Raw genomic sequence first — 22,426 nt, 5'->3', positions numbered from 1 at the left:
CATCAGCTGTCCACGAACCCGCCGCCGCCGTCGTCCCCGCCGAAGTCGCCGGAGCCGTAGTTCCAGTCGTCTCCCGGGTTGAACGAGCCGCGGTCGTAGGAGTCGAAGCTCGAGTACCAGGTCGGGTCGTTGTAGGTCTGCGACGTGCGGTGATGGAACCAGCGCCGGTAGCCGCCGACCCAGCGCGGGTCGTGCGGGTCCTGCGGCGCATAGCCCGCGGAGGCCGCGCACTCGGGGCACAGGCCGCCGGCGTCCACATGCGCCTGGCAGATCGGCTGGCCGCACTGCGGGCACGCGGCGACGGCCGGGCTGCCGCATCGCCCGAGCACGAAGAAGCCGGTGGTCACGCTGCAAGGGGTCAACTCGTCCTCCTCGCGGCTCCGGCGGCGCCCGCGGAATCGGCGGGGCTCCATCGGAACAGCTCCGTCGCCATGTGCAGGATCTGCTCGGGCAGCATCCGCTCGTGCTGCCTGCCCGCCTCGACCTTGGCGCTGGCGCGGATCACCGGCCGCTTGCCGTCGCGCACCCGTACCGAGATCCAGCCGGGCGGCGGGGAGGCGGGCCGCTGGAGGGCGGTCCCGGCCGGGAGGCGCCGGGTCACGGTGATCCGGTGCACGGTCTTGGTCTTCATCTTGGTCTTGTACTTGCCGCTCTGGCTGCGCTTGTGGATCTTGCGGAAGCGGGTCCGGTCGGCGACGGCCAGCTCCAGCTCGCTGCCGTCGCGCAGCTCGGCCCGCATGGACAGCCACGGGTCGTACGACCACCACTCGACGATCTTGCGCACGCCGCGCCGCTGACCGGGGAAGGTCTGCTGCGCCGACAGCTTGCCCTGCGCGTTCGGGCCGCGCAGGTCGGCGGCGACCGACAGCGTGCCGTCGCCGCGGGTGTCGGCCGCCAGCACCTGGACCAGCGGCACGACCACGGTCGTCGCGCGCTGCGGCGGCGCCCACTTGCGGCGCCGGACGGCGGCGCCGTGCCCGGCCAGGCTGTGGACCAGCCGCCCCCACTCGTCCGGCAGCATCGACGCGGAGAACCCCTGCTGCCAGATCAGGGCCTGGTGCAGCGAGTGGAACCCGTCGATGGCCGCGCGTTGCTTTCGCCAGAACACCGCCCTACACCGCCAATCCGTCGTGACCAGGCGCTGTCGCAGCGTAGACCGCGGCCAGCAGGGCGCGCGAGTGCGGCCAGGTCAGGCCGCCGGAGATCCGCCTCCGGGCCCGTTCGCCCATCACCGCGGCCTGCTCGGGGTACTCCAGCAGGATCCGTACGGCGCGGGCCAGCTGCGCGGGCCGGTCGGCGGGAACGAGCCGGCCGTGCTCGCCGCCGGTCATCAGCTCCCGTACGGCGGGCAGGTCGGACGCCACCACCGGGGTGCCCGCCGCCATCGACTCCAGCACCTTGAGCGGCGCGCAGCCCTGGTCGAGGTTGCGGGCGCAGCCGGTGAGTGGGGCCACCGACACCTCGGCGTGCGCCAGCCAGGCGGCGACCTCGTGGTGCGGCAGCGTGAACATCCAGTCGATCCGGTCGTCGACGCCGAGCCGTTCGGCCAGGCGGCGCAGCGGCTTGGCGCGCCGTTCGGGCACCGAGGAACAGATCACCAGCCGCAGGTCGGGCAGGTCGGCGAGCCGGGTGAACGCGCGCAGCAGCACGTCCAGGCCCTGCCACGGTTGCAGCGCGCCCACGTAGATGATGTAGCGGTCGGGTGCGGTGTCCGGTCTTGGAGGTCGGCTGACGACGTCCGCGCCGTTCGGCACGAGGTGGATCTTGGCGTCGGGGACGCCGAGGCCGCGCACCGCGTTCGCGATCACGGCCGACGGGACCACCACCGCGTCGCTGCGTTCCAGGCAGAACCGCTCCAGCTCGCGGATCTTGCCGAGCGCGCGCGGCGTCGCCAGCGGCCAGGTGTGGGTCATCTCGATCGACGGGAGCCCGTTCACCTCGAAGACCACGCGGTGGCGGCGGCCCGGCGCGGTCACGGCGGGCAGCGCGCCCCACGGATCGCGCACGTGGCAGATCTCCAGGGTGTCCAGGTGGGGGCTCAGATGGTCGGCCACCCAGCCGGAGAACGCCTCGGCGCGGTCGATCAGGTTGGGGATCTCGGCCTCGAACCGGGCGATCTCCCGGTCGCCCTCGCGCTGGTAACGCGGCAGCCCGCCGCCGCCCAGCACGCCCAGCAGCCCGCCGCCGAAGCGCGTGAACAGCTCGTCGGCCATCTCACCGATGTGGACGCCCGAGCCCTTGGTGGAGGGAAAGCGGTCGAACGCGAAGTAGGCGGCCCGGTGACTCATGCGGCCCCCACCCGTAGCTCCTGGTGCCAGGCGATCTGGTCGGCGAGGCCTTCGGCCAGGCCGGTCGTGGCGGTCCAGCCGAGCAGGCGCTCCGCGCGTTCAGTATCGGCCCAGGTGCGTTCGGCGTCACCGGCGACGGGATCCTCGGCGTGGATGCGGGCGGGCACGCCCAGCGCCCCGCTGATCAGCTCGATCGCGGTGCGGAGCCGGGCGGGCTCGGGATGGCCGATGTTGATCACGGTGCCCGGCGCGAGGTCGGTCACGGCGGCGGTCACGGTGGCGGCGACGGCGTCACGGACGTGGGTGAACGAGCGGGACCTGCGCCCGTCGCCGTCGCCGAAGACCGGCAGCGGGCGCCCGTCCAGCGACGCCTCGATGAAGCGGTGGAAGGCCATGTCGGGGCGCTGGCGCGGCCCGTACACCGAGAAGTAGCGCAGCAGGATCGCTGGCAGGCCGTCGCACGCCGCCCGTACGGTCAGCCGCTCGACCTCGGCCTTGCTGAGCGCGTACGGGCTGGCCGGGGCGAGCGGGTCGTCCTCGCGGTGCGGGCGGGACCCGGCCGAGCCGTAGACCGAGGAGCTGGAGGCGACGACCACCTTGGGCCTGCGCTCAGCGCACGCCTCCAGGAGGCGGCGCGTGGCGATCACGTTGTCGCGTTCGGCGAGGGCGCGTCCCGGGCCCCACGAGCTGCGGATGCCCGGCCGCCCGGCCAGGTGGATCACCAGGTCCGCCTCGCCCAGCTTGGTGAGGTCGTCGGTCGCCAGATCCGCCTCGACCGGCGTGATCCCCGGCGTGATCCCGGGCGTGATCCCCGGCGTTCCGGCGCGAGAGCGGGTGGGCACGTCGACGGCCAGGACCTCGTGTCCGGCCCCCGCCATCGCCTCGGCCACATGGCTCCCGATGAACCCGGCCGCGCCCGTCACCACCACCCGCACCCGTGCACACTAGGACAAGATCGCCTTTATATGGGCCACGACCTCGGCCGGAGCGACCTTGACGGTCTCGCCGGTCGCCCGGTCGGTGATCTCGACGGTGCCCTCGGCCAGGCCTCGCTTGCCGACCGTGACGCGGTACGGGATGCCGGTCAGTTCGGCGTCGCGGAACTTCACCCCGGCCCGTTCGGCCCGGTCGTCGATCGCCGCGTCGAACCCTGCGGCCAGCAGCGCGGCGTAGATCTCCTCCGCAGCCTCGGCCACCTCCGGCTGCGCGATCACCACCGTGACCTGGAACGGCGCGACCGACACCGGCCAGACGATGCCCTTGTCGTCGTGGTGGACCTCGACGATGGCGGCCATCGCCCGTTCCACCCCGATGCCGTAGCTGCCCATGATCAGCGGGATCCGCTTGCCGTCCGGGTCGAGCACCTCGGCGCCCATCGCGCGCGAGTAGCGGTCGCCGAGCTTGAAGATGTGGCCGACCTCGACCGCCTTCTGCACCAGCAGCGGCTCGCCGCAGCGTACGCAGGGCTCCCCGGCGGCGACCTCGCGCAGGTCCGCCCAGGTGCCGACCGCGATGTCGCGTTCGACGTCCACGCCGCGCAGGTGCACGTCGTCGGTGTTGGCGCCGGTGAACATGTCACGGCGGCCGCGCAGCGCCTCGTCGGCGAGGATCGGCAGGCCCGTGACGCCGACCGCGCCGAGGCTGCCCGGCAGCGCGCCGAGCGCCTCGCGGATCTCGTCCGGGTGGGCCGGACGGAGGTCGACCGCGCCGGTGGCGTCGATCAGCTTCTGCTCGTTCAGCGGGTGGTCGCCGCGCAGGAGAACGAGGGTGAGCCGGTCGTCGATCATGTGGACCAGCGTCTTGATCTGGCGGTCGCCGGGCGCGTCGTACCCGGTGGCCAGGTCCTCGATCGTGCGGACGCCCGGTGTGTCGAACGGGACGGGCGCGGCCATTCCGGGGCCGTCTCCGGACTCGGGGAGGCGCGAGGTGGCCTTCTCGATGTTGGCCGCGTACCCGCAGGGGGAGTGGACGACCAGGTCCTCGCCGACCTCGGCCGGGCACATGAACTCGGTGGAGTCACGGCCGCCCATGAAGCCGCTGGAGGCCTCGACCGGGATCGCCGGGATGCCGAGCCGGGCGAAGATCCGCTCGTAGGCCTCCTTGTGGCGGTCGAACGAGGCGTCCAGGCCCTCCTCGGTGATGTCGAAGCTGTAGCTGTCCTTCATGGTGAACTCGCGGACCCGCATCAGGCCGCCCTTGGGCCGCGGCTCGTCCCGGAACTTGGTCTGGAACTGGTACCAGAGCTGCGGGACCTGCTTGTAGGAGCTCAGCTCCGTCGCCAGCGTCGCGAAGATCTCCTCGTGCGTCATGCCGAGGGCGATGTCGGCGCCGCGCCGGTCCTTCAGCCGGAACATCTCCGGGCCCACCAGGTCCCAGCGGCCGCTCCGCCGCCAGATCTCGGCCGGATGCATGGTCGGCAGGAGCATCTCCTGGGCGCCGATCCGGGTCATCTCGTCGCGGATGATCTGGATCACCTTCGCCCGCACCCGGACCGCCAGTGGCAGCAGAGAGTAGTGACCGGCGGTGAGCTGCCTGATGTACCCGGCGCGCACGAGCAAGCGGTGGCTAGGGAACTCCGCCTCGGCAGGATCGTCGCGCAAGGTGGGCGTGAACGTCTGGGACCAGCGCATCTGCGGACGATAACAGCGCGGCACCGTTGGTTTATTGAGTACCAGGCTGGGGTCGGGTCCTTAGTACCCTCGTTCTCGTGAGTCGAGAAGGTGTAACGCCGCAGAGCGAGGATTTCTCCGCCTGGTACAACGAGCTGGTCGTTCAGGCCCAGCTCGTCGACCGTGGCCCGGTGCGCGGCACGATGGTCATCCGCCCATACGGCTACCGGGTGTGGGAGCTGCTCCAGGCGGACCTGGACCGGCGGATCAAGGACGCGGGGCACGACAACGCGTGCTTCCCGATGTTCATCCCCGAGTCCTACCTGAAGCGCGAGGCCCAGCACGTCGAGGGTTTCTCGCCGGAGCTGGCCGTGGTCACCATCGCCGGTGGCAAGGAGCTGGAAGAGCCGCTCGTCGTGCGGCCGACCTCCGAGACGGTCATCGGCGAGTACATGGCCAAGTGGATCGAGTCGCACCGCGACCTGCCGCTGCTGCTGAACCAGTGGGCGAACGTGGTCCGCTGGGAGATGCGGCCGCGGATGTTCCTGCGGACGACCGAGTTCCTCTGGCAGGAGGGGCACACCGCGCACCTCGACGAGGAAGACGCGATGCGCGAGACCATGTGGGCCCTGGACGCCTACGCGGGCGTGGCGCGCGAGCTGGCCGCCATGCCGGTGGTCGCGGGCGAGAAGACCCCCGGCGAACGGTTCGCCGGCGCGGTCCGCACGTACACGATCGAGGGCATGATGCGCGACGGTCGCGCACTGCAGGCGGGCACGTCGCACTACCTGGGCACCAACTTCGCCAAGGCCTTCGAGATCGACTACCAGGACGAGGACGGCAAGCTCCAGCTCGCCCACACCACGTCCTGGGGCATGAGCACCCGCATGATCGGCGGCGTGATCATGACGCACGGCGACGACAAGGGCCTGGTGCTGCCGCCCCGGATGGCGCCCCACCAGGTCGTCATCGTGCCGATCGGGCGCAAGGAGCAGGGCGAGCAGGCCGCCGCCGAGGCGCGCAAGCTCGGCGCTGCCATCAAGACGATGGGCATCCGCGTCCACGTCGACGACAACCGGCCGCAGCTGTCGCCCGGGTTCAAGTTCAACGAGTGGGAGATGCGCGGCGTCCCGGTCCGCATCGAGCTCGGCATGCGCGACATCGACGCCGGCGTCGCCACCCTCGTGCGGCGGCTGCCGACGGTCGAGGGCCAGGGCAAGGAGCAGATCCCGCTGGAGAAGCTGCCCGAGCTGCTGCCCGGGATCCTGTCGGACTTCCAGGCGTTCCTGCTGGCGCGGGCCGAGTCCTTCCGCGAGGAGCGCACCGCCACGGTCGGCACGTGGGAGGAGTTCGCCGCGCAGGTCGCCACCGGCTGGGCGCGCGCGTTCCACTGCGGTCGCGCCGAGTGCGAGGACGAGATCAAGGCCGACACCGCCGCGACGCCGCGCGTCATCCCGGCCGACGCGCCGGAAGAGACCGGCACGTGCGTGAAATGCGGCCAGCCGTCGGCCTACGGCAAGCGCGTCATCTTCGGCAAGGCCTATTAAATAGGCTGCGGTTATCTCACTGATAACCGGCCGTGATTAATGGTCTCCTGAAGTCGTATAAAAAGGCCCGTCCAGCGGAATCGCTGGGCGGGCCTTTTGCTTCGGTCATGGGTCAGTTGCCGCCGAAGCGGATCGAGGCGATCGGCTGGTTGAAACCGACGGCGGCCAGGTCGGGAACGTCGGCGGAGATGATTTTCGACGTGCCGGTGCAGTTCGGGCCGGTCCAGATCTTCATCGGGCCGCCGGCGATCTGCATGGACAGGGTGAGGAACGGGCGGCCGAGCGTCTGGCAGCCGGGACCGGCCACGCCGACCGAGCCGTTCGGCTCGGAGAAGTTCTTGCCGGAGTCCAGGATCGCGCTGCCGTTGCCGAGCGCTGCCCCGGTGCCGGGGCCGGTGCCCGTGCCGGTGGACGGTGGGGTGCTCCCCGGAGGGGTGCTCGGCGGGGTGGTCTGCGTACCGGCCGGCGGGAGCACCTTCCCGCCGCGCGGGGAGACAGCGAACCAGGTGCCGCCGACGCCCTCGCCATTGGTCTGACCAGGGGCGGTGTCCTTGCTGAACCGGTAGATCGGCCAGCCGCCGAGGGTGACCTGGAGGTTGCCGTCGTCGCGGCGGACGACGCCGACGGCCTTCACCGGCACGCCGTTCGGCGGGACGAAGATCTTGGAGCCGGGCTGGACCAGCACCGGCGGCCAGGTCACCGCGCAGTCGCCGTTGCAGTTGGACTTGGACGGGTTGGCCGTGTCCTTGTCGAAGCGGTAGAGGGTGAACCCGGCGCCGTCGTGCACGATCGGGCTGAGCCCGTTGGACGAGCCGACCGCGAGCTCGACCCACTTCTTCGCGATCGGGTCGGTCCGGCCTCCCATGAAGAAGTCGCCGGTCTTCGGAGGCGCGTTGTTCTCCTTGGCGCCGCCGTTGATGAAGTTCAGCGATGCGAGCCCCGCCTTGGTCACATCCGCTGCCTCTTTGCCGCCCCCGCCGGCGTTTCCGCATGCGGTCATCGTGAGTGCGCCGGCCAATGCGACCGACGCGAGCGCAGCGGTACGAATTCGGAACATGTCGAGGTTCTCCTAGATGTCGGATGGGCCCCCGTGACCCACCGACCAATTGCACGAGCATCGCCGCGAAATGGGTTCAGCTGAATTCAGAAATTTCTTGTGAGCTCGGGCTTGCCCTCGTCGGGAGCGTGGCGGGGCGGCGGAGGGGTCTGGGCGCGTCGCCGGAGTGATCGCTTTGGTTTACCGCGTGATGTGGCCGCATGTGGCCAAAGTGGCTCTTGTTAACGCACGGACCCTTGCCGCGTTTTGGGGCCTTATGCGCAACATGTGGTGCTTCGTGATCGACTCCGTGTGCGAGGAGGCACGCGGAGAGACCCCCCGCTTCACACAGGAGGCTCCCCGATGAGCAAGGCGTCCACCGCCAGGAAATCCCTGGCAGCGCCCGTCTTCATCGCCGCCGCGGCACTGGTCGCCGGTGTCGCCAACCCCGCCCAGGCGAGCTCCCCGCCGCAGGGCTTCATCCGCGGTGCCGGTGCCCCCGGCGCCGTCGCGGGCGACTACATCGTGGTGCTGAAGGACAACGCCAAGGTGCGCGACCAGGGCGTCTCGGCGCTCGCCCGCTCCCTCGCGGGCAAGCACGAAGGAACGGTCGGCCGCGTCTTCGGCAACGCCGTGCACGGCTTCTCGGTCAAGATGAACGAGACGCAGGCGCGCCGCATGGCGGCCCGTTCCGACGTGGCGTTCGTCGAGCAGAACCGCACGTTCCGCATCACCGGCGAGGCCGGCACCGCGCTGGCACAGGCGGACCCGCCCTCGTGGGGCCTGGACCGCGTCGACCAGCACAAGCTCCCGCTCGACAAGTCCTACGACCCCACGGCCACCGGCAAGGGTGTCAACGCCTACATCATCGACACCGGCGTGCGGTTCACGCACAAGACGTTCGGCGGCCGGGCGACCAGCGGCTACGACTTCGTGGACAACGACAACGACGCCGCCGACTGCCAGGGCCACGGCTCGCACGTGGCGGGCACCGTCGCCGGCACCGAGTACGGTCTGGCGAAGGAGGCCGGCATCGTCTCGGTGCGGGTCCTGGACTGCCAGGGCAGCGGCAGCACCGAGGGCGTCATCGCCGGCGTCGACTGGGTCACCAAGAACGCCAAGAAGCCGGCCGTGGCCAACATGAGCCTCGGCGGCGGCGTCTCGCAGGCCCTGGACGACGCGGTGAGCAAGTCGATCGCGTCCGGCGTGACGTACGCGCTGGCGGCCGGCAACGAGAACGCCGACGCCTGCAACTCCTCGCCGGCCCGTACCCCGACCGCGCTCACCACCGGGGCGACGACCGACACCGACGCTCGCTCGGAGTTCTCCAACTTCGGCAAGTGCGTGGACGTCTTCGCGCCGGGGTCGGACATCGTGTCGGCCGGGATCGACAGCGACACGGCCACCGCCACGCACAGCGGCACCTCGATGGCGAGCCCGCACGTGGCGGGCGCGGCGGCGATCTACCTGTCGGCCAACCCCCAGGCGACCCCCGCCCAGGTGGCCGACGCGCTGACCAAGAACGCCACACCGGACGTGGTCACCGACCCGGGGACCGGTTCGCCGAACAAGCTCCTCTACGTCGGCAAGTGACGTATCGGCGAGTGATCTAGAGGCAGCGGCTCTCTTGAGCGGGGCGCCTCACCGTGCGCGGCGGTGGGGCGCTCTTCGCTGTTCGGGCTCGGTCAGGCACTCAGTCCTTCTGCTCGGCCCGTTCGGCGGCCTTGCGGGAGATGAGCGGCTGCACGAACCAGGCCCACGACGCCAGCCCCCCGACGGCGACCGCGGTGATCACGGCGGCCGTGTCCGAGACCAGCGTCTGGATGATCAGCGTGGTGGAGCTCGTGATCGACACCGCCAGAGCCAGCGCGCCGGCGATGCCGAAGCGGTTGGCGCGGCGCAGGAGCAACGGCTTCTGGTTCAGCCGGAACAGGATCCGGTGCTGGAAGACCGGCGCGATGAAGCAGATCGAGGCCACCGCCGCGCCCAGCAGCGCCGCGTAGAACAGCCCGCGCCCGACCCGGTCCACGTCGTCGAAGTGCGCGGCGAACGGGACGGTCAGCAGGAACGCGAACAGCACCTGCACACCGGTGATCGCGACACGGAACCCCTGCAGGAGCTCCATGAGCTGCCTGTCCAGGCGTTCGTGCTCGGTCTCGTTCCGCTGCCGGGGTGCGGTGCCCATTTCAAGGCCCTACCCCCGGATCAGCCGCCTAGTCAGCTGCCCGGGGGCGGTCAGTTGCTCGGGGGTGGGAGGACGCGGACGGCGAGGATCGACACGTCGTCGCGGAGGTCGTCGTCGCAGAAGTCGCGCAGGGTGTCCTCCACCGCACGGAGCATCTCGGGGACCGGCGCGGTCGCGTGCGCGGCCAGCGACTCCATCAGCTTCTCCTGGCCGAACTGGCGGCGCGCGATGTCGCAGGCCTCCAGGATGCCGTCGGAGTAGAGGACGAGGGTGTCGCCGGGGGCGAGCTCGACGTCGTTCAGCCCGGCCTCGAAGTCCTCGAACAGGCCGAGCGGCACCCCGCCCGCCGGGGCGGCGCGGATCACGCCGTCGGCGCGCAGCACGATCGCGGGCGGGTGGCCCGCCGAGCCGAGCCTGATGTTCACCCGGTCGCCCGCGATCTTGAGGTGGGCGGTCACGGCGGTGACGAAGCGGTCCTCGTCCAGCAGCACGTCGTTCACCATCGACAGCACCTCGGCTGGGCCGGGCTGCCAGCGCGACAGCAGCCGGAAGCCGTGCCGCGCGGTCGCGGTGACCGCGGCGGCCTCCTCGCCCTTGCCGCAGACGTCGCCGAGCACCATGCCCCAGCCGCCGTCGCTGGTCGGGAACACGTCGTAGAAGTCGCCGCCGACCTCGACCCCGTGCGTCGCGGCGAGGTAGGAGCCGGCCAGCTCCAGGCCGGGGATGGACGGCAGGTGCCGCGGCAGCAGGCTGGACTGGAGCGACTCGGCCACCTCGGCGCGCCGCCGGAAGATGCGGGCGGCGCGGATGACCAGCGCGAGGTAGCGGCCGAGGCGCTGCACGACGCCGAGGTCGAGCAGGTCGAACGGGCCTTGCTCACCGCTGCCCGCGAGCGTGATCGCGCCGATCGAGGTGGTGCCGTCGTCGATCGGCACGCACAGCACCGACGTCGCGCCGATCTTGCCGCAGGCGGGCTGGCCGTCGGCGCAGACGCCGAGCACGTCGATGCTCTCCACGTGCGGGCGCAGGGCGCTCTGCCGGGTCGTGTGAACGGTGTGGGGGAGCGTGTCGGGGCCGGGCGGGAGCTCCTCCAGGCTGCGGGCGATCGCGCCGGTGTCGTCGCCGTTGTCGGGGCCCATGACCACCATGCGGCGCAGTTCGGCGCCCCGGCCGTTCCCGCCGCCGCTGCCGCCCTCGAGAATGTCGATGAACACCCAGTCGGCCATTTCGGACGTCAGCAGGCGCGCGCAGCGGCGCATCGCCACGGTCTCGTTGAAGACCGGGTCGTCCAGGAGCAGCTCGCTCGCGGTGGCCAGCACGTCCATCCGGTGCACGATCGCGGCCATGGCCTCGTCGTCGCGCGTCTCCGGCGCGGTGGCCTGCTCCGTGCGGCGCGAGGCGCCCCGTGCGGTGGCCGGGGTCGCGGTCTCGCCCTTCGCGCCGGACTTGGCGGGGGAGGCCTCGGCCTTCTTCTTGGACTTGGCGGTGGGCCCGGCGGCGGCGATCACCATCGGATCGGCCTCGCCGCGGATCCACACCCGGGCCATCGTGACGGCGGCCTCGACCGGCCGCTCGCGCCCGAGGAAGCGCACGTCGGCCCGCTTGCGGCGGCCCGTCCGTACGACCTCGGCCAGCTGGGAGCGCAGCGCCGCCCGGGTCGGCAGATCGCAGAACGCGATGAACTGCTTGCCCGAGACGTACCCGGGCGAGGTGCCCAGCAGCGCGGCGGCCTGCCGGTTGACCCGGCGCACGCTGGCGTCCCGGTCGAGCAGGAACAGCGGCACCGGCGCGTCCTGGAACACCGTGCGCAGCACCCGGCGCTCGGCGTCGGCCGCCGCCGAGGACCCGGTCACGGCGTTCTGGTCCGCGCCCATCGTGCGCAGCGCCGTCAGCGCCAGCTCCAGCTCGACCAGCGCCGCGTCCAGCGTGGCCCGCAGGTCGGGCTCGGGCATGTTGGCCGCCTGGCGCAGCTCGCCGATCCGGCCCTCAAGATCGCTGATCTCGCGAAGGAGGGTCTCAGGTTCGAGCTGATCGGCCATCTAGGGTGCTCCTGGTGGTTCTCATGGCTGCTCCCCGCGACCTGACCGTGTGGTCGCCTTCGGCCGCCGTGCGCAGCTTAATCCCGTTGCGCACACCAGGAATACCGTTGCGCTCACCTGGAATGGCGGCCGTTCACGACAGTCCCTGGTCACCGACGATCCGCTGGGCCAGTGCGGTGAGTTTCACGTGTCTGGTCTGGGAGATCCGGCGCATCTCGGCGAACGCCTCGTCCGCGTCGCAGCCCAGGGCGTGCATCAGGATGCCCTTGGCCTGATCGACCACGGCACGCGACTCGACGGCCTCCTGGAGCTGAACGGCGGTGCGCTGCACGTTGTCGTACTGCAGGGAGTTGGACACCGCCGCGCTGCCCTGGGCGACCAGGAGCGCGGCCAGGGCCGTCTGCTCGGGGGCCAGGGAGCGCGGCATCACGCCGTAGAGAGTGAGCGTCACCAGCACCGGAGGGTTGTGGTGCGGCGTCGTGGTGAAGCACCGCACCCCGCGCCGCAGCATGTCCGCGGTGGTCTCGGCCCAGCGCGCCTCGGCCAGCACGTCGGCGGATCTGACCGCCCGGCGCTCGCGGACCACGTCGTAGATCGGGCCGTGGCCGCGCCGCAGCTGGAGATCGGTCAGCTCGGCGAGATCGGGATGGCTGGCCGCCGAGGCCAGCGGCTCCGGACGCTCGTCGTCCCCCGTGGGCAGGGCCCACCGCACGCTGGAGGCGCCCGCACAGCCTGGCACGGCGCGCGAGGCGAGCTCGGTCACGCGATGGAGGGTGCCGACGTCGGAGGACTCGCCGACGATGCCCAGCCGGGCGATCTCGATGGCGAGCTGATCGGTCAGTACGGTCTCCGCGAGCGGCACATCTCCGACGCTATCCCGCTCACGGGGTGATTCGTACCCGTACTCCGGTTCCGGGAGCCCTTTGTCGCCTTCGGTTCGCCCCTTGTCGCGCCCCGTTCCATCCTTGGCCGTCGGGTCGGTCGTCGGGTCGGCCGTCTTCGGGCCGCAGCGAGCCACCGTCCTCATCGTCGCCTCACACCTCGCGTCGTTCCTGGCCCCCCGGGCGGCCTGTCCGGCCTGTCCTGGCTTACAGGGAGGGGGGCGCCTTGCTGATGTCCGAGAGGGTGTTGCGGTCGAGGCCTTCATCGACCATCGCCAGGTCGCCGATCGAGACGATGCCGATGGGGCGGCGTTCGTCGTCCACCACCGGCAGCCGCCTGATCGCCTGGCGGCCCATCAGCTGGGCCGCCGCGAGGGCGTCCTCGTCGGCGCGCACGGTGATCAGATCGGCCGTGCACACGTCGCTGAGGGGGGTGAGCGCCGGATCCCGGCTCTCGGCGACGCCGCGCACGACGATGTCGCGGTCGGTGACCAGGCCGCACAGCCGGCCGGCGAACGTGACGAGGACGTCGCCGATGCCCGAGTCCCGCATGACCTGCGCGGCCTCGTACAGCGTCGCCTCAAGCGGAAGCGAGCGAGGACTCGTGGTCATGATGTCGCTGACCTTGCGAGGCATCGTTCGCACTCCTTTGCCCGCTCCTTACCCGGCGTGACCCGCTCGTTTCGGCGCTCTACCCGGAGAGAACGGTCCTATGCGGACCGGATGAGACTCAAATGAGACCTGAGCACGTTCGGTGCGGGCCGAAGGGGCCGGGCAGGGGCGGGACGGCTGGTCGAGGCGGGCCGGGACGGCCGGAGTCCGCCCTGATCAGAGGGCTGCTCCGGCCCGCTCGCCCGGCTCAGAGGCAGGCTCGGAAGCCGGCTCAGAAATCAAAGAGAGATCCCGTGCGGGCGTGCATGTCGCAGTCGTTCGGGAACTGCTGGTGAAAGTGGACCGGCCGGCCGCGCCAGGCTCCCGTCGCGTCGGCCACCACGGGCGCGTAGTTCATCGTGCAGAAGACGTCGGCCGGGCGGTGGGTGAACTGCCCGCCGTGCCGGGCCAGCTCGGCGCACGCCTGGCCCGCCTTGGGGTGCGTGCCGCCGTCGGGATCGCAGAGCAGCGTGACCGAGTGGGTGCCCGAGGCGTTCGCCCCCGGCGCGGTCACGGTGAGCCGCAGATCCGTGGGCGGCGCGCCGTGCGTGAGCGGCCCGGTGGGCTCGGTGTGGGCGAGGGCGGGCGCGGCCGGCGTCATGGCCAGGGCGGCGCCGGCGAGGACGGAGGCGACGAGATGTGACATATGAGGCTCCCGAGGTTCGGTACCTGATCGTCGCTCAATGTATCCACACGAATACGGAATGTGTTGCAGGTTCGGTGAATCACGGGTTGCCGATTTTCGGACACGCAGGATCGGGGCCGGAAAGGCGAAGATCCCGCGGCCGGGGGATGGTGGCCGCGGGATCTTCTGGGGGTGGGGAGGATGGTTCTGGGGGGTCGTGGTCCTTGGTCGCCGTCAGGCGGCGAGCGTGTGCGTGCGGTGGTCGGAGAGGGCCTCGCGCAGCTGCTTGCGGCCGCGGTGCAGGCGGGACATCACCGTGCCGATGGGAGAGCCCATCATCTCGGCGATCTCCTTGTAGTGGTAGCCCTCGACGTCGGCCAGGTAGACGGCGTCGCGGAAGTCCTTCGGGAGGCTCCGCAGAGCCTGGACGATCTCGGAGTCGGGCATCCGGTCCAGGGCCTCGGACTCGGCCGACCGGAACCCGGCCGAGTGCGACTCGGCCTGCGCGATCTGCCACTCCTCCAGCTCCTCCGAGCCGGCCCGCATGGGCTCGCGCTGCTTCTTGCGGTAGGTGTTGATGAAGTTGTTGGTCAGGATCCGGTGCAGCCAGGCCTTGAGGTTGGTGCCCTCCTGGAACTGGTGGAAGTTCACGTAGGCCTTGGCGAGGGTCTCCTGGACCAGGTCCTCGGCGTCGGCGCTGTTGCGGGTCATCCGCACGGCGCTGGCGTACAGGGGGTCGACGAAGGGAAGCACGTCGCGCTCGTAGCGCTCGGTGTCGGTGTTGACGGTGCGGCCGCCGACGGCGTGGCCAGTGACGGTGTGGCCGCTGACGGTGGTGCCGCGGGTGGTGCCGCTGGCGGCGTTCTCGCGGACGGGCATGGCGACGGCGCTCATCTTCGCTCCCCGATGGTCGTGACCCGGTGGGCCGGATTGCTCCGCGCTTCCGCGCGGACCGGGCGGATCGGCCGCCCCCCGTGTATGGGATACGTTCCACCGTTCCCGACGGGTTCGAGGCCGGGCCGTGACGCGGCTCGGTGCCGCGTTCTTCTCGAGGGGGCTGGAGGGCTCCCTAGCAGGCCGGTCTATGCCGGGTGGGGGTCTCGGCCGCGCGTGGAGGGTGGGCCGAGGGAGTGCGCGTGCCGGCTGTGCCTGGCGACCCCAAGGGGTTGGGACGTCGCGGGCCGTGCTCGGTCGGGCGCAGTCCACTCTTCGGTGGTGTTCCCGATATGTAAGACGCCTGGCGCGGTCCAAAAGGTTGCGTGAACACGGCACCAAAATGGGTGGCGTCCGTCACATTCGGCCCCCTGGGGGCTGTGGTAGTGGGTTTGACCTGGTAAAGGCGACTTCTTGGCGGTTTGTCCTCCAGGTCAGCGTTCCGCGAGCAGTTCAGGCGTTCCGCAAGCCAAGAGCCCCGGCCGGTGGAGGCGGCCAGGGCTCCTGGGGTTCCGGCGTCAGCCATGTGGCTTCCGCCGGCTGGGGTGCGGTGTTACCCGATGAGATGGTTCAGTGCGCGGGTCATCAGATCCTTCTGATCCGCGGCGTTGGTGACCTGCTCCAGCCCGTACCCGAGCAGGAGCGAGTCCTTGGTCGCGACCGCCGAGACGGAGTCGATCAAGGCCTGCGACCGGACGAACTCCCCGGTGTTGCCGGGGCTGCCCGCCGGAGCGCCCTGGATCGCCCAGGGGCCGAGACCGGTCTCGAAGCCCTCCGCGTCCAGCGTGCCGCTGGTCGTGGTGACCTTGGTGTCGTCGATGAACAGGCCCGTTCCGCCGGAACCCGGGTCGCTGACGTAGGAGATCGAGACGTCGACCTTCTTGCCGGCGTAGGCCGACAGGTCGAACGCCACGGGCTTCCAGCCGCCGGAGTTGCCGGTGAAGGCGTTCCACTGGCCGCTGCTACCGGTGTTGGTGCACGGGTTGCCGGCGGTCAGGTAGTGCAGCAGGAACGGGTGCTCGGCCAGCAGGTAGCCCTGCTCGCACTCGGTCGGGACGGTGTTCCGGGTCCGGCCGTTCTTGTCCGGCAGCGTGGTCCAGTCCTCGGCGCCGTCGGTGTGCGCCTCCAGGATCACGTTGTCGAAGCCGGTCTCGGTGCTGTAGGACAGCTGCGCCTGCAGTGTCGGGGCCTGCGCCGCGGTGACCGACGACAGGTCGATCGTGCGGGTGAGCCGCCGGTACAGGTTGTCCTGATGCGTGCCCGCGACGTACCACTGGCCCTCGACCGGCTCGTACGGCCCGGCCGCGCCCAGGTAGTCGCCCGCCTTCCAGCTCTTGAACTGCGGGTACTGGCTGGTCGGCAGCACCGACGAGGTGACCTGGAAGCCGCCCGCCTCGTTCACCGGGTTGGACGGCGTGCCGCCGAGGGCCGCCTTGACGCCGCTGAACGGCCTGTCGGTCCCGGTGACCTGGTTCGGGTTGCCCACCACGGCCCGGTCGTAGCCGCCCAGGTAGTACTGGACGAAGTCGTCCGAGAGCAGCTCACAGTCGTCGCGGAAGTTGCTCGTGACCACGCAGGGCTTCTCGGGGTGACCCTTCAGCCCGTAGTAGATCCCGCCGCCGTTCAGGCGGTTGAGCGGGCCGTTGTAGCCGGTCGTCTCGCCCGTGTAGAGCAGTTTGCCGCCCTCGTTGAGGTACGAGCGGATGTTCAGGACGGTGTCCTTGGCCCGGTCGGCCACCTGGGAGTCGGGGACGTTCCCGAGGTAGGTCTGCACCGGGTCGTCGGCCTGGTCCTGGGTGAGCCGGTTGTCGCCGAGGTACCAGACCACGGCCTTGAAGTGGCTCAGGACGCCGAGGTCGTGCGGTGCGCCGTCCTTGTCGATGTCCCAGAGGGCCGGCTTGTGCTTGGCCGCCTTGACCAGGTCGGCGTACTGCTGGGCGTACTTCGGCGCGTTCGTGCCGGCCGGGTACTTGGGGTTGATGCCGGTGTAGTCCTCGTCGGAGATCACCAGCACGTCGGCGTTCTTCTGGTCGCGGACGGTGTAGGTGAAGTGCGGGCTCTCGACCCGCTTGCTGCCCCTGTTGCCGCTGAACCAGACCTCGACCTTGTCGCCCGGTCTCTGCCCGGTGACCTTGCCGCGGTACTCGCCGTAGTAGATCTTGTTGTCGGTTCCGTACCGCTCGCCGCCGCGCCATTCGCGGGCGCCGTCGTGCCTGGCCGGTCCGCCGTTGATCCGGTAGTTGAGGTCCTTGTTGTTCAGCGAGCGGCGCACGTAGGAGGCGACCTCCTGCGTCGAGCCGTACGAGGTGCCGAACTTGTCGACCTCGAAGTCGGCCGCCGTACGGCCGACGACCGACACCGGGTTGTCGGGCGTGTGCGCCGACTTGGCGGTCGCCACCGCGAACGGCAGGTTGTGCTGGAACTCCATGTTGACGAGCGTCTCGTCGTCGGGGAACTCGAAGATGCTGCCGCAGTTCTCCGGCGTGTACGGGTCGTCGGGCAGGTAGTTCGCCGCGGTCACGCAGGTCGCCATCTCGGGCGTGATCGACAGTGTGGCGTTGGCGTGGTCGGCCTGGCCGTCGGTGTCGCCGTTGGTGGTGTAGAGCTGCGCGCCCAGCTCGGGCGTGTAGTTCGGCACCGCCGGGTGGTCGATGTCACCGAGCATCGCGTCGTAGAGCGTGTCGTCGGGGCTGCGGGTGAGGGTCTGCCAGCCCACGCCGTGCAGCAGCAGCTCGGCCGCCGAGTGGTAGTTGATCAGGAACTTCGGCTTGAGCCTGTTGTAGAGGTTGACCTGCGCCTGGGTCTCGGGCTCGGAGGCGGGCCCGGTGCCGCGGTAGGTCTCGCTCGCCGGGTTGTCCGAGGACCCCTCGTTGTCATAGCCCCACTTGTAGGGGAAGTTGCGGTTCGGGTCGACGCCGTCCCCGCCGGTGATCTGGCCGTCGCCGTTGTTGTCGCGGGCGTTCTTGCGCCAGAGCCGGAACCCGTCCTTGAACGTCAGGTCGTAGCCGTCGACGTTCACCACCGGGATGAACCACAGGTCCGTGGTGTCAACGATCTTGGTGACGTCGGCGTTCGTGCCGTAGTTGTCGACGTAGTAGTGCAGAAGCCGGCGCACCATCTCCGGAGTGATCCATTCACGGGCGTGCTGGGTGGCCTGGTAGATGACCACCGGACGCTTTCCGTCCTTCAGCTTCCCGACGTCCTTGCTCACCCGGATCGCGGTCATCGGCTGGCCCTGAACGGACTTGCCGAAGTCGACCTGCTGGGCGATCGCGGGATGGTCCGTGGCGACCTTGATGATCTCCTCACGGATGTTGCCCGCGCCGCTGTACGGCCTGAACACCTTGGGGGCGGCCAGCGTGCGCGCCTTGATGTCCTTGCCGTTCACCTTCTTCACGCTGAGGGTCACGCCGTGCTTGGCCAGCGCGGCCGCCTGCACGCCGCTCATGACGACCTCGACGTGGGTCCTGCCGTCCTTGGTCCGGGCACCGAAGGAGACGTCCTCCTTCTGGTCCAGCCCGGCGGTGTTCAGCTCCTTCACCTGGTCGCTCGTGAGGTCGCCCGAGTACACGTCGATGGTGTCGGAGGGTTTCGCGGGCTTCGGCCCCGCGTTGGCCGGGGTCGCGGCGAGAACTCCGATCAGGAGCGCCGCGGCTGCGATGATCGGCGTGGCCTTCGCCGGTCTGACGGTCCTTCGCCGGAAGTACATGCGCGTCATTCGCGCCTCCCTGAGGCGTGGATCACAATGAGGGGCTGCGTGATCCTCTGCCAGGGAGATTGTGGTGTCAATGCGGCGACAGCGTCCGTTGCCGCATTCGGTCAGTTTTCGGGATCTATGTGCACCGGGCGCACCGTCGGCACGTCAGGCGCCATGTCAGGCCATTAGGGTTGAACTGTGGGTGAAAGGCGTATATTGCGCCATTTGTGGGGCCTGAGGAAAAAGGGGCGGGTGGACCGGGTCATTGGACGTTTCCGGCCAGAATCGCGCGTACCAAGCCCGCCGCGAACTCCTCCGGATCTTCCGGCAGCCGCGCCATCGCCGCGACCGTTTCCGGCCCCGCGAGCCGCGTGAGGAACGCGTGCTGCTGGCACCCGCCGAGCAGCGCCGCCGCGATGAACGCCGGCTCCGCCTCCGCCGCCAGCCGCCCGCCCGTCTGCTCCGCCTTGAGATAAGAGATCAGCGCCGCATGCCCCAACACAGGCCCGGTAGCCGCGGTAGGCGGAGCCACCTGCCCACCCCCACCCGAGGCAGGAGCGGCGCCTGGGGTGGCGCTGCCCGAGGCCGACGGGGCGGTGCCTGCGGCTGGGGCGGCGGTCGGGGCTGTTCCGGCTGGGGGAGCGCCGGGGACGGTCGGCGGGGCTGGGACGGGAGGGGCGCCCTGGGCCTGGGGGCCGCCCGCGCGGAGCCAGGCGATCAGGTCGGGGTCGGCCAGGACGGGGCCTGTCATCGGCAGCAGTTCGCCGTAGAACTCGACCATCCGGGCGGCCAGGCGGGTGAGGTTGGCCTCGACCGTGTTCTGGCCCGCCGAGCCCACGACCTCCATCATCGCGGCGCGGGCGGTGCCCGCCACCTCGCCCAGGGCGGCCGCGAACAGGGCGGTCTTGTTGTCGAAGTGGTTGTAGAGGCTGCCCTCGGAGACGCCCGCCGTACGGGCGATCTCCTTGGTCGTCGCGGCCACGATCCCGCGGCCGCGGATCACCTGGATCGCGGCGGCCAGGATGCGGTCCTTCATCGTCTCGGTCGCCGGTGCCACCGCGTCTCCCTTCCTGGGGTCCACCCACCAGTATGAGTGAGCGCCCACTCAAAGCGCAACTCCAGAACGTTGCGGCGAACGAGCGCGTCCACGCGGACCGTCCCCGGCCCAGGCGCGTCCGTCGGCGGCCGACTTCGTCGGAGTGCCGGGCACGCCGGGCTCACGCGAGGTAACGTCCTCTTTACCGCGGGTTGTCGGGGGCATTAAAGAAGTAGGCCGCCCAGGGAGGGGTCCGCGTGGTCATCGCTCGAGGTCAGCCGACTGTGCCTGCCGTTCAGCAGGCCGCCGGCGCACGTGACGCCGAAACGCGCGCGGCCCGTGACGCCGAGGCGCGCGCGCCCCGCCTCCTCGAGCAACATCTGCTGGGTGTGGCCCGGATGGCCGTCATCGCGTTGAACGGGCACGGCCGGGTCAGCCACTGGAGCAATGCGGCCGGGGAACTGTTCGGAGTCGACCAGGAACACGCGGTGGGCCGGTCGCTCACCACGCTGCTGAGGCTGCCGCAGGAGCACCGCGGCGCGTTCGTCCCGGAGGCCTTCGCCGCCGTCTGGTGCGGCGCCTGCTTCGTGTCCCGCGTCGACGACGGCGAGCTCACCGAGGTCGCCTGGTGGGTCTACCCGATCGAACGCCCGCCCGCCGACGCCGACCCCGGCGCCGCCGGGATCCGCGTGCTGGCGATCGCGACCGACCTGCGGCGGCTGCGCGACGAGGGGCCGGGCCTCGGGATGGGCGACGTCCTGGTGGTCTCGCCGTCCAAGGGCTCGCTGCCCGCGAGCACCGGCGTCCGGCTGCTACGCGTCGAGCCCGCTCTCGTGCCCATCACCGAGGACGACACCGCCCGGCTCGGACGACGGCTCGCCGAGCTGCTGCCGCTGATGGGCCCGGTCGCCTCGGAGTTCGTCTCCGAACGCGTGCTGGAGATGGGCTATCCGGCGGTCAACCTGAGCGTCACCGTCCGCCTCCCGATCGTTCCCTACTGGGGCGCGATGCCCCGCGCGCTGCGCATCAGGCCACGCGCCGCCGAGGCAGACCGGCGGCTCCGGCGAAGCACTCCCTCCTCCGTCCCGAAGCCGCGCCCTACCAAGGATTTGGAGACGATGGCCGTGCGGGAGCGGTTCACATTCCTAGGTGAAGCGGGCCAGCAGATCGGCAGCTCGCTCGACCACTTCCAGGCGTCCCGGGCACTCGCCGAGGTGCTGGTGCCGGACCTGGCCGACTTCGTCGCCGTCGACCTGCTCGAGCGGGTCGCGGCCGCCGACTGGCAGCCCCCCGCGCGCGAGATCGACGGAACGACCACGATGCGCCGCGTCGCGGTCGTGCACGACGACGAGGTGGGCCGCTGGGACGACACCGTGCCCGAGGGCGAGGCGCTGGTGATGCCCGCCGACACCCCGTTCGTCGAGGCCATGCGCACCGGCCGCGGCGTGCACGTGCCGCGGGTGAGCCGTGAGCGCGCCGAACAGATCTGCGCGCCGTTCACCGACCGGGACCTGCGCCCGCTGATCACCGGCCGGGCGCTGCTGGTCATGCCGCTGATCGCGCGCGGGCAGGTGCTCGGCACGTTCAAGCTGCTGCGCAAGCCCGACCGGCCCGCGTTCGACGAGCTCGAGCTCGCGCTGGTCGAGGAGCTGGCCCGGCGGGCGGCGCTGTGCATCGACAACGCGCGGCTCTACCGCCGCGAGGTGCAGATGGTGCAGGAGCTGCAACGCACCATGCTGCCCGACGACCCGCCCAAGGTCGCCGGCGCCCGCGTCTGCTTCCGCTACCGGCCCGCGGGCCAGGCCGCCCAGGTCGGCGGCGACTGGTTCGACGCCATCCCGCTGCCCGGCTGCCGGCTCGGCATCGTCGTCGGCGACGTGATGGGCCACGGCATCACCTCGGCCGCCATCATGGGCCAGCTGCGTACCGCCGTACGGACGCTCGCGACCCAGGACCTGCGGCCCGACCAGCTGCTCCGCCAGCTCGACACGCTCGCGCGGCGGCTCGGCGAGGACTACCTGGCGACGTGCCTGTACGTGGTGTACGACCCGGTGGCGCGGCGCTGCCAGTTCGCCAACGCCGGCCATCTGCCGCCGGTCCTGGTCAGCCCGTTCGGCGACACCTCCGTGCTCGCGGTGCCGTCCGGCGTGCCCATCGGGGTGGGCGACGAACCGTTCGAGACCGTAGAAGCCGTCGTCGAGGACGGTTCGCAGCTCGTACTGTTCACCGACGGGCTGCTGGAACGCCGCGGCCGCAGCCTCGAAGACGGCTACGACGAGCTCCGCGCCCAGCTCACCGGCGCCACCCGTTCGCTCGACCGGACCTGCGACCTCCTGCTGGACGGGCTCGGCGCCGACGACCCCGCCGACGACGTCGCCCTGATCGCGGTCGGGCTGGACGGCATCCCCAAGGAGGAGGTCGCCGTCTGGGACCTGGAGGCCGAGCCCAGCATGGTCTCGCGCGCCCGTTCCCAGGTGGCCGAACGCCTCGCCGACTGGGGCCTGGAGGAGCTGAGCGACAACGTCCAGCTCCTGGTGAGCGAGCTCGTCACCAACGCGCTCGTGCACGGCGCGGGCTCCATCTCGATGCGGCTCATCCGCGGCAACGCGCTGCTCTGCGAGGTCGCCGACGACGGCCACGAACTCCCGTACCTCTGCCACGCGGACGCGACCGACGAGTCCGGCCGCGGCCTCCAGCTCGTCAGCTTCCTCGCCGAACGCTGGGGCACGCACCGCACCGAGACCGGCAAGGTCGTCTGGTTCGAACACCCGCTATAGAAGGCCCATATCGCCCCGATTGGTAGGAAATTGTCGCTACGGCGACAGATTCTTTCCAACGTCGATTCCCTATCAGATCGATAGTGTCGAATGCATGGAGGGCCGTCGGCCCTTGCCATCGG

At 70.7% G+C, this 22,426-nt stretch carries 17 protein-coding genes; 3 read left to right on the top strand and 14 right to left on the bottom strand.

Features of this window, described 5'->3' with window-relative positions; all coding sequences use genetic code 11:
- Positions 1-2 precede the first annotated feature (2 nt).
- Genes J4573_RS09450 through J4573_RS09430 form a run of 5 tightly spaced genes read right to left on the bottom strand, consistent with a single transcriptional unit; the run spans position 3 to position 4,918 of the window.
- Positions 3-362, bottom strand: coding sequence for a hypothetical protein (locus tag J4573_RS09450; protein ID WP_208254893.1), 360 nt, complete (start codon positions 360-362; stop codon positions 3-5).
- Positions 359-1,108: a hypothetical protein gene (locus tag J4573_RS09445; RefSeq protein ID WP_208254892.1), complete on the bottom strand. Its 750-nt coding sequence runs from the start codon at positions 1,106-1,108 to the stop codon at positions 359-361. The genes J4573_RS09450 and J4573_RS09445 overlap by 4 nt, the downstream gene beginning before the upstream one ends.
- A 4-nt stretch (positions 1,109-1,112) precedes the next feature.
- Entirely contained in the window at positions 1,113-2,288 is a 1,176-nt protein-coding gene (locus J4573_RS09440; protein ID WP_243772676.1) for a glycosyltransferase family 4 protein, read from the bottom strand.
- Entirely contained in the window at positions 2,285-3,223 is a 939-nt protein-coding gene (locus tag J4573_RS09435) for an NAD-dependent epimerase/dehydratase family protein (RefSeq protein ID WP_307796568.1), read from the bottom strand. Before J4573_RS09435 ends, J4573_RS09440 begins: the two co-directional genes overlap by 4 nt.
- A gap of 9 nt (positions 3,224-3,232) precedes the next feature.
- Positions 3,233-4,918, bottom strand: coding sequence for a proline--tRNA ligase (locus tag J4573_RS09430; RefSeq protein ID WP_208254891.1), 1,686 nt, complete (start codon positions 4,916-4,918; stop codon positions 3,233-3,235).
- A gap of 77 nt (positions 4,919-4,995) precedes the next feature.
- Here J4573_RS09430 and proS point away from each other — a divergent pair, with 77 nt between their 5' ends.
- Positions 4,996-6,444 (top strand): proline--tRNA ligase, encoded by a 1,449-nt coding sequence (proS, locus tag J4573_RS09425; RefSeq protein ID WP_208254890.1) that lies wholly within the window; start codon positions 4,996-4,998, stop codon positions 6,442-6,444.
- 112 nt (positions 6,445-6,556) lie between these two features.
- Here the strand turns inward: proS and J4573_RS09420 are convergent, their stop codons facing one another.
- On the bottom strand, positions 6,557-7,396 hold the full coding sequence (locus J4573_RS09420) for a hypothetical protein (protein ID WP_208254889.1): 840 nt from the start codon (positions 7,394-7,396) through the stop codon (positions 6,557-6,559).
- A gap of 447 nt (positions 7,397-7,843) precedes the next feature.
- Between J4573_RS09420 and J4573_RS09415 the strand changes: the two genes are divergently transcribed.
- Positions 7,844-9,073: a S8 family peptidase gene (locus tag J4573_RS09415; protein ID WP_208254888.1), complete on the top strand. Its 1,230-nt coding sequence runs from the start codon at positions 7,844-7,846 to the stop codon at positions 9,071-9,073.
- A gap of 100 nt (positions 9,074-9,173) precedes the next feature.
- On the opposite strand, the gene J4573_RS09410 is transcribed toward J4573_RS09415, so the two are convergent.
- The 8 genes from J4573_RS09410 to J4573_RS09375 form a co-directional block, all read right to left on the bottom strand.
- Entirely contained in the window at positions 9,174-9,665 is a 492-nt protein-coding gene (locus J4573_RS09410; RefSeq protein ID WP_208254887.1) for a DUF6328 family protein, read from the bottom strand.
- Positions 9,666-9,715: 50 nt separating this feature from the next.
- Positions 9,716-11,704: a SpoIIE family protein phosphatase gene (locus tag J4573_RS09405; protein WP_208254886.1), complete on the bottom strand. Its 1,989-nt coding sequence runs from the start codon at positions 11,702-11,704 to the stop codon at positions 9,716-9,718.
- Between the two features lie 133 nt (positions 11,705-11,837).
- Positions 11,838-12,566 (bottom strand): ANTAR domain-containing protein, encoded by a 729-nt coding sequence (locus tag J4573_RS09400; RefSeq protein ID WP_307796567.1) that lies wholly within the window; start codon positions 12,564-12,566, stop codon positions 11,838-11,840.
- Between the two features lie 226 nt (positions 12,567-12,792).
- Entirely contained in the window at positions 12,793-13,221 is a 429-nt protein-coding gene (locus tag J4573_RS09395; RefSeq protein WP_243772675.1) for a CBS domain-containing protein, read from the bottom strand.
- Between the two features lie 247 nt (positions 13,222-13,468).
- Positions 13,469-13,882, bottom strand: a complete 414-nt coding sequence (locus J4573_RS09390; RefSeq protein WP_208254883.1) for an SSI family serine proteinase inhibitor — start codon at positions 13,880-13,882, stop codon at positions 13,469-13,471.
- 213 nt (positions 13,883-14,095) lie between these two features.
- A complete protein-coding gene (locus tag J4573_RS09385) occupies positions 14,096-14,755 on the bottom strand; it encodes a sigma-70 family RNA polymerase sigma factor (protein WP_243772674.1) in 660 nt (219 codons plus the stop codon).
- Positions 14,756-15,347: 592 nt separating this feature from the next.
- A complete protein-coding gene (locus J4573_RS09380; RefSeq protein ID WP_208254882.1) occupies positions 15,348-18,512 on the bottom strand; it encodes a M14 family metallopeptidase in 3,165 nt (1,054 codons plus the stop codon).
- Between the two features lie 241 nt (positions 18,513-18,753).
- A complete protein-coding gene (locus J4573_RS09375; protein ID WP_208254881.1) occupies positions 18,754-19,548 on the bottom strand; it encodes a TetR/AcrR family transcriptional regulator in 795 nt (264 codons plus the stop codon).
- A 236-nt stretch (positions 19,549-19,784) separates the two neighbouring features.
- Between J4573_RS09375 and J4573_RS09370 the strand changes: the two genes are divergently transcribed.
- Positions 19,785-22,304 carry an ATP-binding SpoIIE family protein phosphatase gene (locus tag J4573_RS09370; protein WP_208254880.1) on the top strand — a complete coding sequence of 840 codons (2,520 nt, stop codon included), beginning with the start codon at positions 19,785-19,787 and terminating at the stop codon, positions 22,302-22,304.
- Positions 22,305-22,426 lie beyond the last annotated feature (122 nt).

The sequence above is a fragment of the Actinomadura barringtoniae genome (assembly GCF_017573505.1).
In the GTDB taxonomy this organism is placed as follows: Bacteria; Actinomycetota; Actinomycetes; order Streptosporangiales; family Streptosporangiaceae; genus Spirillospora; species Spirillospora barringtoniae.
The sequence above is the reverse complement of the archived record's forward strand: the minus strand, read 5'-3'. Positions and strand labels throughout refer to the sequence as shown.